This is a genomic window from Lysinibacillus capsici (assembly GCF_020217405.1).
In the GTDB taxonomy this organism is placed as follows: Bacteria; Bacillota; Bacilli; order Bacillales_A; family Planococcaceae; genus Lysinibacillus; species Lysinibacillus capsici.
Map to the genome: position 1 here is coordinate 2,765,836 of NZ_CP084108.1, position 13,252 is coordinate 2,779,087.

The 13,252-nt window shown below is 39.9% G+C and carries 15 protein-coding genes; 5 read left to right on the plus strand and 10 right to left on the minus strand.

Translation table 11 applies throughout. The features are described from left to right. Positions 1–8 precede the first annotated feature (8 nt). Both LCP48_RS13670 and LCP48_RS13675 read right to left on the minus strand, forming a co-directional pair. Positions 9–1,745: an ABC transporter ATP-binding protein gene (locus tag LCP48_RS13670; protein WP_009370345.1), complete on the minus strand. Its 1,737-nt coding sequence runs from the start codon at positions 1,743–1,745 to the stop codon at positions 9–11. After that, positions 1,742–3,484 carry an ABC transporter ATP-binding protein gene (locus LCP48_RS13675; protein ID WP_004230573.1) on the minus strand — a complete coding sequence of 581 codons (1,743 nt, stop codon included), beginning with the start codon at positions 3,482–3,484 and terminating at the stop codon, positions 1,742–1,744. Before LCP48_RS13675 ends, LCP48_RS13670 begins: the two co-directional genes overlap by 4 nt. A 911-nt stretch (positions 3,485–4,395) precedes the next feature. On the opposite strand from LCP48_RS13675, the gene crcB (LCP48_RS13680) reads away from it, so the two are divergent. Genes crcB (LCP48_RS13680) through LCP48_RS13690 form a run of 3 tightly spaced genes read left to right on the plus strand, consistent with a single transcriptional unit; the run spans position 4,396 to position 5,449 of the window. Further along, the gene (gene crcB / locus LCP48_RS13680) at positions 4,396–4,761 is read left to right on the plus strand and encodes a fluoride efflux transporter CrcB (protein ID WP_036218665.1); all 366 of its coding nucleotides are present in this window, start codon (positions 4,396–4,398) and stop codon (positions 4,759–4,761) included. Next, positions 4,758–5,087 carry a fluoride efflux transporter CrcB gene (crcB, locus tag LCP48_RS13685; protein ID WP_009370342.1) on the plus strand — a complete coding sequence of 110 codons (330 nt, stop codon included), beginning with the start codon at positions 4,758–4,760 and terminating at the stop codon, positions 5,085–5,087. The genes crcB (LCP48_RS13680) and crcB (LCP48_RS13685) overlap by 4 nt, the downstream gene beginning before the upstream one ends. 14 nt (positions 5,088–5,101) lie before the next feature. Continuing rightward, positions 5,102–5,449: a hypothetical protein gene (locus LCP48_RS13690; protein ID WP_004230577.1), complete on the plus strand. Its 348-nt coding sequence runs from the start codon at positions 5,102–5,104 to the stop codon at positions 5,447–5,449. 30 nt (positions 5,450–5,479) lie between these two features. Here the strand turns inward: LCP48_RS13690 and LCP48_RS13695 are convergent, their stop codons facing one another. The 3 genes from LCP48_RS13695 to LCP48_RS13705 form a co-directional block, all read right to left on the minus strand. Beyond that, positions 5,480–6,181: an SIR2 family NAD-dependent protein deacylase gene (locus LCP48_RS13695; RefSeq protein ID WP_004230578.1), complete on the minus strand. Its 702-nt coding sequence runs from the start codon at positions 6,179–6,181 to the stop codon at positions 5,480–5,482. Between the two features lie 54 nt (positions 6,182–6,235). Then, complete coding sequence (locus LCP48_RS13700; RefSeq protein WP_225341040.1) at positions 6,236–6,862, minus strand: trimeric intracellular cation channel family protein; 627 nt, start codon at positions 6,860–6,862, stop codon at positions 6,236–6,238. 229 nt (positions 6,863–7,091) lie between these two features. Further along, positions 7,092–8,018 (minus strand): helix-turn-helix transcriptional regulator, encoded by a 927-nt coding sequence (locus tag LCP48_RS13705; protein WP_004230582.1) that lies wholly within the window; start codon positions 8,016–8,018, stop codon positions 7,092–7,094. Positions 8,019–8,180: 162 nt separating this feature from the next. Between LCP48_RS13705 and modA the strand changes: the two genes are divergently transcribed. After that, positions 8,181–8,966 carry a molybdate ABC transporter substrate-binding protein gene (modA, locus tag LCP48_RS13710; RefSeq protein WP_004230583.1) on the plus strand — a complete coding sequence of 262 codons (786 nt, stop codon included), beginning with the start codon at positions 8,181–8,183 and terminating at the stop codon, positions 8,964–8,966. A 3-nt stretch (positions 8,967–8,969) separates the two neighbouring features. Further along, positions 8,970–9,626, plus strand: a complete 657-nt coding sequence (gene modB / locus LCP48_RS13715) for a molybdate ABC transporter permease subunit (protein ID WP_004230584.1) — start codon at positions 8,970–8,972, stop codon at positions 9,624–9,626. A gap of 37 nt (positions 9,627–9,663) precedes the next feature. Here the strand turns inward: modB and moaD are convergent, their stop codons facing one another. Genes moaD through LCP48_RS13740 form a run of 5 tightly spaced genes read right to left on the minus strand, consistent with a single transcriptional unit; the run spans position 9,664 to position 13,174 of the window. After that, positions 9,664–9,897, minus strand: coding sequence for a molybdopterin converting factor subunit 1 (gene moaD, locus LCP48_RS13720; RefSeq protein WP_004230585.1), 234 nt, complete (start codon positions 9,895–9,897; stop codon positions 9,664–9,666). Then, positions 9,894–10,370, minus strand: coding sequence for a molybdenum cofactor biosynthesis protein MoaE (locus tag LCP48_RS13725; RefSeq protein WP_004230586.1), 477 nt, complete (start codon positions 10,368–10,370; stop codon positions 9,894–9,896). The genes moaD and LCP48_RS13725 overlap by 4 nt, the downstream gene beginning before the upstream one ends. After that, positions 10,367–10,885, minus strand: a complete 519-nt coding sequence (gene mobB / locus LCP48_RS13730) for a molybdopterin-guanine dinucleotide biosynthesis protein B (protein ID WP_004230587.1) — start codon at positions 10,883–10,885, stop codon at positions 10,367–10,369. Before mobB ends, LCP48_RS13725 begins: the two co-directional genes overlap by 4 nt. Next, positions 10,855–12,144, minus strand: a complete 1,290-nt coding sequence (locus LCP48_RS13735) for a molybdopterin molybdotransferase MoeA (protein ID WP_004230588.1) — start codon at positions 12,142–12,144, stop codon at positions 10,855–10,857. The genes mobB and LCP48_RS13735 overlap by 31 nt, the downstream gene beginning before the upstream one ends. 13 nt (positions 12,145–12,157) lie before the next feature. Next, the gene (locus LCP48_RS13740) at positions 12,158–13,174 is read right to left on the minus strand and encodes a thiazole biosynthesis adenylyltransferase ThiF (protein ID WP_004230589.1); all 1,017 of its coding nucleotides are present in this window, start codon (positions 13,172–13,174) and stop codon (positions 12,158–12,160) included. Between the last annotated feature and the right edge of the window lie 78 nt (positions 13,175–13,252).

The following is a 13,252-nucleotide window of genomic DNA, read 5'->3' on the forward strand; positions in this document are numbered from 1 at the left end:
AGCTATTACTATTGTTGTAAGGAGTTCGCCTGCATTTGATACATCTTGTCATAAATGCCGCCAAGCGCTAACAGTTCATCATGCGTGCCGTTCTCTACAATTTTTCCTCGATCAAGCACAAGGATACGATCTGCATTTTTAATCGTTGAAAGTCGATGGGCAATAATAAACGTTGTCCGTCCTTTTTTCAGGACATCCATCGCATGCTGAATAATTTCTTCCGTTTCCGTATCAATATTCGATGTCGCTTCATCCAATATTAAAATGGCTGGATCAAACGCCAAAGCACGTGCAAACGAAATCAACTGACGTTGTCCTGAAGATAAGGTACTGCCCTTCTCAATAACTGGCTCCTCATAGCCATTTGGTAAATTAGCTAAAACACGTTCTCCCCCGACAGCATTTAAGGAAGCTTCTATTTTCTCGTGAGAGATGCGCGGGTTGTTTAAGCTAACATTGGATGCAATCGTACCCGTAAATAAGTAAGGGTCCTGTAGCACAATACCCATATGTTCACGCATCGTTTGACGTGGAACAGAGGTAATATCAATGCCATCAATGGTTATTTTGCCTTTTGACGGGTCGTAGAAGCGGAACAACAAGTTCATGATGGAACTTTTCCCTGAACCTGTATGACCAACTAAGGCAATTGTTTCACCTTGATGTGCTTCAAATGACAGGTTTTTCAGCACATATTCATTATCTTTATAGGCAAAGGAAACATCTTCGAAAACCACATTTCCTTTATATCGTGGGATGCTCTTTTCAGAAACAGGCTCACCATTCGTATCGAGCACCTCAAAAACACGTTTACCTGCAATGAGTGAACGCTCAAGCTGTGAAAACTGGTTCACAATATTCGTGATCGGATTAAATAGCTTTGTTAAGTAATCAACAAATGCATACAATGTCCCTGCCGTAATCACTTCAGTTGCTGTGAATGAGCGTGTACCAAAGTAGAAAATAAAGACCGTAAACATGATAAGTCTTAACGTATTCACAAGGTTAAAGGATGTAGCTGAATCTAGCACCAACAGCTTACGTTCATACGCATAATGCTCATTATTCATGTCATCAAATTCCTTCGTCATTTGCTGCTCACGACGGAACGCCTGAATAATTGTCATGCCCTGAATGGATTCATTAATCATGGCATTAATATCTGCAATTTTTGTACGAATGACATCGTTGTATTTAGAGGCAAATTTTCGATATAAAATCATCCACACATAAACAATTGGAATCATGGTTAAAGCAAGCATTGCCATTTTCCAATTTAAAATAAAGAGCGCTATATACACCCCAAAAATAGAAATGAAGCTCGTCGCAAAATTGGATAGTACCTGTACATATAAATTCCGAACTGCCTCTGTATCGTTTGTGACACGCGCAACAATTTTACCCGCTGGTAAATTGTCAAAGTATTGGATCGGTAAAGTTTGAATATGTTCAAAGACATCTTTACGTAATTTTTGGATGACACGGTTTGCCCCAATTTGCAAATAAATATACATAAAATAACGTAATATGGCTGTTGCAATGGCTAAAAGTAAATAAACAATGAGCAACCATGTAATCGGTTTGATTTCTATATGACCGATTGTCATGTAATTATCTATAATATGTTTCGCAATAAACGGTCCAACAAGCTCTGTGAATACGGCAATTGTTAGGAAGAATAAACCTAATAGTATCGGCTTTTTAAAATACATCGCATAGCGTATTAAACGTTGACTCGTACTCATGAGGCACCTCCTTCTAGCTGCTGACGGTCAAATTGCTCTTTATACCATCCTTGTTGCGCAAGAAGTTCCTCATGTGTTCCCTGCTCTACAATTTGCCCATCATCCAGTACGATGATGACATCGGCATGCTGAATACCAGACAAGCGATGTGTCGTAATAATCGTCGTTTTACCTTGACGTTCACGCTGAATATTTTCAATAATTCTTGCCTCTGTCTTCGCGTCAACAGCAGAAAGCGAATCATCCAGCATTAAAATTTCAGGATCTTTAATTAAAGCACGAGCAATAGACACACGTTGTTTTTGACCGCCTGAAAGAGAGACACCCTTTTCTCCAACAAGTGTTTCAAGGCCCATTGGTAGATTGTCTAAATCCTTTTCAAAATAAGCGGCACGTATCGCCTGCTGCAACTCTGCTTGTGTTGCATCTTCTTTCCCAAATAATATATTTTCACGAATAGTTCGTGAGAATAGCACATGATCTTGTGGCACATAACCAATCCAATCGAGGATCTGCTCCTTCGTTTGAGCCGTAATATCGATACCGTCAATGGCAAGCTGTCCCTGACCAATTGGGTATTCTCGCAATAATTGACGTAGGAAGGTTGTTTTACCTGCTCCAGTTTTGCCTACAATGCCAAGGGTTTGACCTTTTTTCAAGGAAAGTGAAATCTGCTGTAGGTTTTTCACCTGACTCATCGGATATTGGAATGTTAAGGCATCAAAGCCAATCGCATTTGGTGTCGCAATCATTTGGGGATTCGGAATATTTCGAACATCCGCCTCGTAGTTCAATGTTTCCTGCACGCGATCTAGTGAGGCATTCCCCTGCTGCATAACATTGATGAGCTCACCAATCGCAAATATCGGCCAAACAGCCAAACCTAAATAAACATTAAACGTCACCAGTTGCCCAACCGTCATCGCTTCTGTTGCCACTAAATGAGCTCCGTAACCAAGTGCTACAACATAGCTAATGCCTGTTCCAACTTTTGTAATCGGGCCAAATAAAGCATTGATTTTCGCTGTATGAATATTTTTCGCATACACAACTTCACTCATATCTGCAAAATTAGCTTCATCCTTTTTTTCCTGCACATAGGCACGCACCACTCGCACTCCTGCTACAGATTCCAGCACACTATCGTTTAGTTCCCCAAAAGCATCTTGTGCCTTCATATATCGCTCATGAACAATTTTCCCTAAATATTGAATGAGGATCGCCATAATAGGGACTGGTAACATGGCAAAAAATGTGAGCTTCCACGAAATCATATAGCCCATCGCAAAAATGATAAAGCCCATATAAATCGTTGAATCAATCAACGTCATAATGCCAAAACCTGCTGTCATGGATACGGCATTCAAGTCATTTGTTGCACGTGCCATCAGGTCACCAGTACGGTTTTTTTCATAAAATGTTGGGGTCATGCGTAAAAAATGCTGCATTAAATTACGACGTAAAATTTTCTCAAGGTTGATAGCTCCTTCAAATAGTCGGAATTGCCACACAAAATTTAATAAATAGCCCCCAATAATAATCCCAATAAAAATCAAGACATACTTTGTTAAAATAGCTGGTGTCATTTCTCCTGCAGTCAATAGATCTATAATAGAACCGAGTAAATAGGGAGGGACAACCTCTAATCCACTGGCAACCATTAGTAGAATAATGGCCACCGTATATTGCTTCCAGTATTTTTTAAAGAACCAGCCTAATTTACTTAACACATCAAACATACATCATAACCTTCTTTCCTCCGTGCTGTTGTGGATGACTACCCACTTTCTAGAAATTCCTTTTTGAAAATCATTCTTCTAACAGTTTTTGTCATATACATACACTCCTTTTTTGTTTTCACTACAACCTTTTTTGCACAAAAAAAGACACATACCCTAAAAGAGTAAGTGTCTCTTATAAAAGGCAGGATAATTCCATGCCTAGTTCTGCAATAGTAAATAAAGCGTTAGGCACGGACAATGTATGTAACTGTGATTGAATTTGATACTGATAAAATTAACATTGTCATGCCCTCCTTTAGTTTATTTGTTATAGTGTTCTTGAAGATTATCACACTATAGAAATATTTGTCAACTATCACCCTGTTATTTTTTATCATTTTCAGGAAATAGTTAGCGCTTTAAAGCATTGAAACGCTCTAAGGAATCAAAGGGAGAACATGCTTAAAATTACAGTGTTGTCTATAACCTTACAATAATTCTACAGCACAAACATTAACCTAAAGACTGAAATACACGACTAGTGATTTTGATACCAAATAGCAGACAATAGAATATTCTCTTTGCGTCTGTTGCACTCCGTCCATATGCTTATCATCATCTTTATTTAGTTATTTATTATTTAGTTATTTATTATTTAGTAGTGTCGTGATTTCCGTTTATGGTTTAGCCGTCATCGGGTTTTCCGTCAACGGATTCACATAAGATGAACAAGAATTGTCCATGTAATAAAATACATTTCATTTTCCATATATAATATTTCGAAATATTATTTCATAAGCATTTATAACTTTCTATACACTATATACATTTTAATAATCGATTTGGGGACATAACTTGAATTGAAATATTTCTAAAATTTTTGTCTCATGATACACTTTCATTATAGTCATTTTCAGTAAGGGGTTTTTATGTTGAGGTCATTTCTAGCCGTGGGAATTGGTGGAATGCTTGGTGCCATCTGTCGATATAGTCTGAGTCTCGCCGTTCCCAATACAGAAATATTTCCATTCACAACACTGTTTATTAATTTACTGGGCTGCTTTTGCTTAGCATGGCTTTTTACTTCTTTTATAAAACGCACACCTATTATACTAGGAGTAGGTACAGGGTTTTGTGGCGCTTTTACTACCTTTTCGACATTTTCCTTAGAGACACTATTACTCCTAGAAAATAGCGAGTGGCTACAGGCTGTACTCTATGTTACAGTGAGTGTTTTAGGTGGATTAGCTTGCACTTGGCTGGGAATACGACTTGCTAGGGGGCGTATTGCATGATTTTAGTTGGAATTGGAGGATTTTTTGGCGCTCTCTCTAGATTTTATTTAGGAAAATTACTTGTACATCCCTATCCATGGGCGACTTTTATTATTAATTGTACAGGCTCCTTTGCGCTTGGTTTCTTATTTGCCCTACATCTTAGTGATTGGTTATGGCAATTAATGGGCATAGGTTTTTTAGGAGCCTACACAACTTTTTCTACTTTTGGATTTGAATGTCTACAGCTTATAGAACAACAAAAATGGAGACAAGCCATTAGCTATATTGCCAGTACCTTGCTAATTGGCATACTTAGTGCAGCTATTGGTTATCTAGTCGTATAAAAGAGGGTGAACTATTGACACTGCCGTCAAAAGAGTTACTGGAGGAATTAGAAGTTGAAATAGAGCAAACGCTCTATTCATTGATTGACCTAGAATTAGAGGAAAATTACGCTACCATGAATACACAATTTGCGCAATTACTTGCCAAGGTTCAGACAGCCCAGTTGATTGATTACAAGCTGGATGTTCTCGTTGAACCTCAAGCTTTTGCACCTGAAACTTGTATTCTTTTACAGAGCCTCATAGAAGCAAAGGCGAGACCAAATAAAAGGCATAAACTGTTAACACATCGTATGATTTTGAAGATATGGTTACGAAAAAACCCACGATTCATGAGGGAATTTCTACCCCAAATGTTTTAGGCGCCACTTGGAATTGCAAGGGCGCCTTTTTTAGATTTGAAGTGTTTGCAACACTTCTTTTATTTTCCCTCTCACCGTCAGATCAAATGAGGTTGTCTGCTGTGAAATATCCATATTAATATAAACGGCTTTTCCTGTTGTCATCATAGGCAGTTGGTTGACGGGATACACCTCAAGACTCGTTCCAATGACAAGGACAAGTTTAGCTGTTTTGATTGCCTCCATGGAACGGTGCCAGCTTGCTTGTGGTAGGCTTTCTCCAAATAGCACGACATTTGGACGAAGTTTCCCACCACAATGGGTGCAATTAGCCTTGTTTAAGAAGCTTTCCATGCCAGCAGCCTGCTGGCAACATTGACAACGAATAGACCGAATGGAACCATGTAATTCCTCGACGTATTGACTTCCCGCTAATTGGTGAAAACCATCCACATTTTGAGTAGCGATTAGCGACACTAAACCTCTTTGTTCCCAATCAGCTAATATAAGATGCCCCTCATGGGGAGCCACCTTTTCTAGGTTTTCAATACGTGTTTTATAAAATTCATGAAATAAAGAGTAATGATTTGTTAATGCTTCCGTTGTTGCGACAGTTCTTGGATCCATTTGTTTCCACCAACCAGATGCTGAACGGAAATCGGGAACTCCACTTTCCGTTGACATGCCCGCTCCTGTTAGAATCACTGTATTTTTTGAAGATAGTAACCACTCGCGTAAACGTTCTATTGCCATTTCCCCCCTCCTTTTTTCGAATTAAAACTACCTTCACCTATTTCGACAATCAACCTATTTTTCCTTTGCATTGTTATAGGAATGTTGAAAAGGAGGCTTCCATTTTAATTTATTATTCACAGATAACATGCGAATCACTACTATAAAAATAACAATGACTGACAATTCAAGCGGGCTGTCCCACCCTAACCATATACAAAGGGCACATACAAATGTTAGGACAGCATGGATTTCTTCTCTTAATGCAAGCGGTGTTCTACCAGCTAACAAATCTCGAACCATCCCTCCACCAACACCAGTAAACATCGACGCTATAATAATGATACCTAGGTCGTGATGCAAGCTTTTTGCTAACAATCCGCCTTGTATGGCGAAAGAAGCTAGGCCAATTGAATCAAAGAAATAGCCCCAGCGGTTCCAATGATGAATCCAGTTCCTTTTGACAAATAAAATGGTCGTCAGCGTGACTAAAACGACTAATAAGGATTGCCGTTCCCATATATCTGACACAGGGATATCCAGTACAACATTGCGGATAATGGAACCACCATAAGACGTTGTCAGACCAAGCACAAATATACCAATAAAAGAATAGTTGGCCTGTAACGCAACAAATGCTCCACTAATGGCGTAGGCAATCATGCCAATGATATGTAATACTGACCATGTCACATCATCCATCTCCTTTTTACTATACAAAAAAGCCCACCATAAAATAGTTGCGCATTGAATACGCAAGCTATTTTATGGTGGGCTAATATCCTAGCAGTAGTACCTACTAATTTATCCATCTCACCATGTATCATAAAAGAATATAGCTGCTGTGCCATACTAATTGACACAACGACCATAAAATTTCCTAGTTAGAATTGTAATTGATTTTTTTATTAAACTCAATATGAATTTTTGATTATAACGTTTCATACATGACTTGGCCCATTAAAGAGATGTCATAATCTCCTAATGCAGCTACTTCAGATTGGAAATCAGGTGTATTTAAAATCTCCTTCACCATATCGATGAGCGGTTGATTTTCTGGTGTTTTTAATAACACAATATCGTAACGTTCAGTGACCATTGGTATAAAATCGACCTGAATAAGCTTGGCGATTTTTTCAATGCCAATCCCAACATCTGCACGTCCATTGGCAACTGCAGAGGCGACATCGAGGTGGCTCATTTCTTCATGGGTATAGCCTGCAATCGTGGATGGAGCGATACCGTGAATGCGCAATTGCTCATCTAACAGCGTACGAGCACCTGAGCCTTTCTCACGGTTGATGAATGTGAATGTCTTTGTTTGGAAATCTTCAAATGTGCGTATTTCCAGCGGATTCCCCTTTTGAACATAGAAACCTGCTTTACGTGATACAACATTGATGAGCACAAAGGCATGGCTGACAAAGATTTTTTTTACATAAGGAGTATTATAATCCCCTGTATCCCCATCAAACATATGTAAACTCGCAATATCACAGTCTCCGTGATACAACGCCATTACACCATTAAAACTACCTTCATGTGAGCGTAATACTTTCGTAGATCGTCGTTTCTCGATATATTTTGCTAAAATATCTAATACTAAATCTTGCCCACTCACTATAATTTTCGCGTGATTTTTAGTCGGAGTGGCTATGGAAGCCTGTGCCACAGCTGGCATACTACCTGTTTTTCGTTTTTGTATATAGGTTTGCAAGTCAGCACGATCTACCCGCATTTGCCGTCCTACGCGGAAAACTGGCAAATCACCCTTTTTCACTAAATCATAAATTGTTAATTTTGAAACCTTTAATAATTGTGCAACCTCTTCAATCGTATAGGATTGTTCTTGTGACATGTAAAAGTTCTCCTCCTATAAGCCTCTATTTACATGGTAACGTATTTATAGCTTTATGAACATCTTGACATTTTCTACCCTTACTAACTTTCTTTTTTATTTATATCTGATTATAATTAGTTATGTCTTGTTATAACGAGTTATAAAAGGAGTATATTCATAGTGAAAAAATTTTATCGTTTATGTACGACACTGTTCGTACTAGTTGGACTATTAGCAGCCTGTGGTGACCAAGAAAAAGAGGCAGCAACAAACGAACCTGTTGAACTCACGATTTCTGCGGCGGCTAGTCTACAGGATGCCTTAGAAGAATTGAAAACAACCTATGAAAAACAACACGATACAATCAACATCCTCTATAACTTTGGTGGTTCAGGTGCTTTACAGCAACAAATTTTACAAGGGGCTCCTGCAGACCTTTTCTTTTCCGCAGCAAAGGATAAATTTGATGTGCTTGTAGAGAAAGAAATGATCGATCAAAAGCTTGGAACGGATCTTTTAGCCAATGACTTAGTATTAATCGTGCCTAAAAACAATGAAAAGGAAATTCAATCCTTTGAAGATTTACAACAAGCAGGAAAAATTGCACTCGGTACGCCCGAAACGGTTCCTGCTGGACAGTATGGTGTGGACACATTAAAAAATATGCAACTTTGGGATTCACTCGAATCAAAAGTAGTATATACAAAAGATGTACGTCAAGTACTTACTTATACAGAAACAGAAAATGTGGATGCTGGGATGGTCTATAAAACAGATGCCCTTGTCTCTGATAAGGTCAATGTCGTGGCAACTGCCGATGATGCTATGCACGCACCGATTATTTATCCTGTAGGTGTTTTAAAAGCTAGTAAACATGCACAAGAGGCGGAGGATTTTTATCACTTTTTACAAAGTGATGAAGCGATGGATGTCTTTGAAAAGTATGGATTTAAAGGGGCTCAATAAAACATGAGTACCGATTTTTGGTCTCCACTTAGGCTTTCGATCGAAATTGCTTTTGTTGCAGGGATCATCGCTAGTATAGCAGGTATTTTAATAGGGAAATGGATGGCAACCCATGATTTCAAAGGTAAACTAGTGCTAGAAACGGCATTGCTATTACCATTGGTATTACCTCCTACAGTAGTCGGTTTCCTGCTTATCGTCATTTTCGGGAAAAATAGTATGTTAGGAGATAGCATTATCTGGCTATTCGATCAACCTATCATGTTCACATGGTGGGCGGCCGTCATCGCTTCTACAATCGTTGCCTTTCCATTAATGTATCAATCAGCTAAAACTGGCTTTGCCTCTGTCGATCGAGATATTGAAAATGCAGCACGTGTGGATGGGGCGAATGAATGGGAGGTCTTTCTTTATGTATCCATTCCCCTTGCATTAAAGGCACTTGTTGCTGGTGGGGTTCTAAGCTTCACACGTGCTTTGGGTGAGTTTGGAGCGACACTCATGTTTGCGGGAAATATTCCAGGGAAAACACAAACAACACCGCTCGCAATATATATGGCCATTGATTCTGGAAACATGACCCTTGCCTGGACATGGGTTTTGTGTATGATTGCTATTTCCTTCCTTTTACTTCTTACTATCCATATCCTGAAAGTATAAAAGAGGTAGTTGGCTCAAGCCAACTACCTCTTTTTGCTCATCCCCCACTGATCGGTGGAATAAAGGCGATTGTGTCGCCAGATTTAACAATCGTCGTATCCGTTGCAAATTCCTCATTAACCGCTGTCATGATCTGTTGTAATGATAGCTGAGGGTAGCGCTTTTCCATCCACTCTTTTAACTGTGCAACTGTCACATCTGACAGCTCTACTGAGAGCTTTGATTCACCTAGTGCTTCCTGTAGGTGGGCAAATAATAAAATGTTAATCACAGGTTTTCCTCCTCCTGAATGGCTGGTTTCCCTTGCGGATAGGGAACATTTTCTAATTGATCACCAATCCACTCTGTCCCGTCCTCCCAATGTTCTTTTTTCCATATAGGCACGATTTGTTTTATGCGATCAATTGCATATTCATTCGCCATGTAAGCTATTTTACGATGCGGTGATGACACAGCAATCACTACGGCAATATCGGAAATAGCTAAATGCCCGACACGATGGGTGATAGCCACTTTTGCTTCTGGCCACTCTTCTTGTATTTCCTTTGCAATCTGTTCAAACATTTTAATCGCCATTGCTGGATAGGCTTGATATTCCAAATGCATTGTTTTTTTACCATTCGTCATTTCACGCACTGTGCCGATGAATAATGTGATGGCTCCAGCATTTCGACTAAGGACTTTTTGCCTTACTTCCTCCACATCTATCGGTTGATCGATAATTTCAAATAACGCTGTCGTCATCGTTTTCCCCTCATTTCTGTCAACAAAAATTCCATATATTGTGATTCTTCATAAATCGAAAAAGCAGGGATTGCAAGGGATAGATCAAGCGGACAGCTTGGCCAATAAATTACACAGAGGATATTGGTTACTTGCTGTAGCAGTACTTGGTCCTGAGCAGTGCGCAGCAGCACAACCTTCGGATAATGTTCATTTTTATACCCTTCAATTAGCATGATATCCAGGGGAAAAGAATCATAAATCGCAAGTATATCAGCCAATTGCCAGCTATTTTGGTGGATACTCATACGTAAAGTACCCGCCCCCTCCACTGCTGTAACAACCGCACCTGCTTGCTCATGCCGACTACTATCCTTGGAAGTTTCGATCGTCGGTACTCCACCATGTCCATGATGCTTAATGGTTCCTACCCTTAGCCCTTCCATTGTAGCCTGCCTGATCAATTGCGCCATCAATGTTGTTTTCCCACTATTTTGATAGCCCACTATCTGTAAGATTTTTCGATATTGTCCCAAGGCCACTCACTTCCTTGCAAATCTTCTAGCAAAAGGACATCCACTTGCATACCCTTTTCATAGCCTCTAGAGCCACCTGGTAAAACAATGAATGCATTGGCTGTCGCTAAAGATGAAACTGCACTCGATTTATCGAACCCAGATGGGACAGTTACGAGCTTCCCTTTTTCATATTCGATACGAGCTCGTACAAAGCGTGTAAAGGGATTTGGCTTTGTAAAATCAGCCCCTAAAATAGCTTGCTCTCTGCGTAAATGTGGTTGAGTATGCCCATATGCAGAACGTATAATCGGACGTACAAATAGCTCAAAGCCAACATAGCAGGCTGAAGGATTACCAGAAAGACCAAATAATAATTTGTCGTTGCGAGCAGCAACCGTTGTCACACTACCTGGACGCATCGCTATTTTATTAAACAATACCTTTGCATCGATCGCCTCATAAATAGCTGGTAAATAATCATAATCACCTACGGAAACGCCACCCGTTGTAATTAAAATATCTACTTCCTGTAAGGCTTTTTCTACGTTTTCAATACATAATGTAAGATCATCGCTCAACTTGCCGAAATATTTCACTTCTGCCCCAGCACGCTCAATTTGCGCCATCATCATATAGGCATTACTATTGCGAATCTTACCTGGCTGTAAAGCTTCACCTGGCTCTAGTAATTCGCTACCAGTGGCAAGCACACCAATAACTGTTTTACGATAAACAGGTACTTGCTCGTAGCCAAAAGTAGCAAGTAAGGCCATCACACCCGGGTTAATATATTGGCCTTGTTCAATGAGGACTGCGCCTTGCTGTACATCTTCCCCTTTATAGGAAATATTAGTACCTGCTTCAAAAGGTCGTTTAATCGACATATACTTTTGATGATTTTCTTCGAATGTTTGGGTTAATTCTAGCATGACCACTGCATCACATCCTTGCGGTATCGGCGCCCCGGTCATAATGCGGACTGCTTGATGATCGCCAACTACGTCTTCATAGACATAGCCTGCGCCAATTTCTCCAACGACTTGAAAGCGGACTGGATGCTGTGAAGATGCCTCTTGACTATCGATGGAACGAATGGCATAGCCATCATACGGTGAACGATCAAAAGCTGGTACATCATGATCGGCTCTAATAGCTTGTGCTATAAAACGTCCATGCGCTCGCATTAATGGCACATGCTCCTTTTTTGCTTGAAAGGCATAGTCCATTACACGATGAACGGCTTCTGCCACAGGAATTGGTTGTCTTTTTTCTACCATTTGGTACACTCCCTTAACCTAATAAACGATAATAAATGCTTTTGGCTTTCTGTATATCTTGTATACCATGTATCACGACTCGCCCATCTTGGAAAATAACGATTCGGTAATCGTCCGCTTGGCAAGATAGCAAATACGGATTAATCTGAACTTCTCCGTGGGAACGGAGCTGATTTGCCAGCTGGTCGAGCGAATAGTAGATAGGCTTTGGTGGTCGAATTTGTACCGCGTCTCGGCCACAAAGGATCTGTAATTTCGTTTGATTTTCATAGGATAGGTAAGGATAGGTCGGCTTGTCGCCACAGGATGGACAATCTCCCTGCCTTATTTTCTCCACATTGATTTCATAGTGTTGATTGTGCCAAACATCAAACGTTAAGTAGCTTTTTCGTAAGGCTTTGTCATCCCCAACAAGCAGCTTGAAAACCTCTGCCACTTGATAAGCAGCTACGATTTGTACCGTTGGGCTAATAATTCCTACGGTATCACAAGTCATCCCAGTATGAGGCATCACGTTTAATAAGCAATGCAAACAAGGTGTTTTGCCTGGCACAATTGTATAAGTCGCACCATAACTACCCACACAAGAGCCATATACCCAAGGAATACGATATTTTTGGGCAAGGTCATTCATGACAAAGCGAACATCAAAATTATCGGTCGCATCGACCATCACATCAACATCTTCTAGTAATGGTAGCAAGGTCTCTGTGCAAGCATCCATAATGCCGACATGAATTTCTACCTCTGTGTTTATTTGTTGGAGACGCTTTTTAGCTGCGATAACTTTGGGCATTTTTTTTTGTGCATCTAGCTCTGTATATAATTGCTGCCTTTGTAAATTACTCCACTCTACATAATCACGATCAATGAGGGTCAGCCTGCCAATACCCGCTCGCACAAGCGCTTCTGCACTAGCACTCCCCAATGCCCCCGCACCTATGATAAGGACGTGTTTTTGCTGAAGGGATTGTTGCCCTGTTTGTCCGATGGGGTGAAATAATTGTTGTCTAGAATATCTATTTTGCATACGTATGAGGCCTTTCTTTCTATGAATTTTCGTTTGACCTTTTCATTTATAGCATTATAATAAAAGCAATGTTTTTTA

What these genes read in the sequence shown, in the direction of transcription:
- LCP48_RS13670 (WP_009370345.1), bottom strand. Translation starts at nt 1,745, where the DNA reads ATGAGTACGAGTCAACGTTTAATACGCTATGCGATGTATTTTAAAAAG.
- LCP48_RS13675 (WP_004230573.1), bottom strand. Translation starts at nt 3,484, where the DNA reads ATGTTTGATGTGTTAAGTAAATTAGGCTGGTTCTTTAAAAAATACTGG.
- crcB (WP_036218665.1), top strand. Translation starts at nt 4,396, where the DNA reads ATGTTGAGGTCATTTCTAGCCGTGGGAATTGGTGGAATGCTTGGTGCC.
- crcB (WP_009370342.1), top strand. Translation starts at nt 4,758, where the DNA reads ATGATTTTAGTTGGAATTGGAGGATTTTTTGGCGCTCTCTCTAGATTT.
- LCP48_RS13695 (WP_004230578.1), bottom strand. Translation starts at nt 6,181, where the DNA reads ATGGCAATAGAACGTTTACGCGAGTGGTTACTATCTTCAAAAAATACA.
- LCP48_RS13700 (WP_225341040.1), bottom strand. Translation starts at nt 6,862, where the DNA reads ATGGATGATGTGACATGGTCAGTATTACATATCATTGGCATGATTGCC.
- LCP48_RS13705 (WP_004230582.1), bottom strand. Translation starts at nt 8,018, where the DNA reads ATGTCACAAGAACAATCCTATACGATTGAAGAGGTTGCACAATTATTA.
- modB (WP_004230584.1), top strand. Translation starts at nt 8,970, where the DNA reads ATGAGTACCGATTTTTGGTCTCCACTTAGGCTTTCGATCGAAATTGCT.
- LCP48_RS13725 (WP_004230586.1), bottom strand. Translation starts at nt 10,370, where the DNA reads ATGACGACAGCGTTATTTGAAATTATCGATCAACCGATAGATGTGGAG.
- LCP48_RS13735 (WP_004230588.1), bottom strand. Translation starts at nt 12,144, where the DNA reads ATGGTAGAAAAAAGACAACCAATTCCTGTGGCAGAAGCCGTTCATCGT.
- LCP48_RS13740 (WP_004230589.1), bottom strand. Translation starts at nt 13,174, where the DNA reads ATGCAAAATAGATATTCTAGACAACAATTATTTCACCCCATCGGACAA.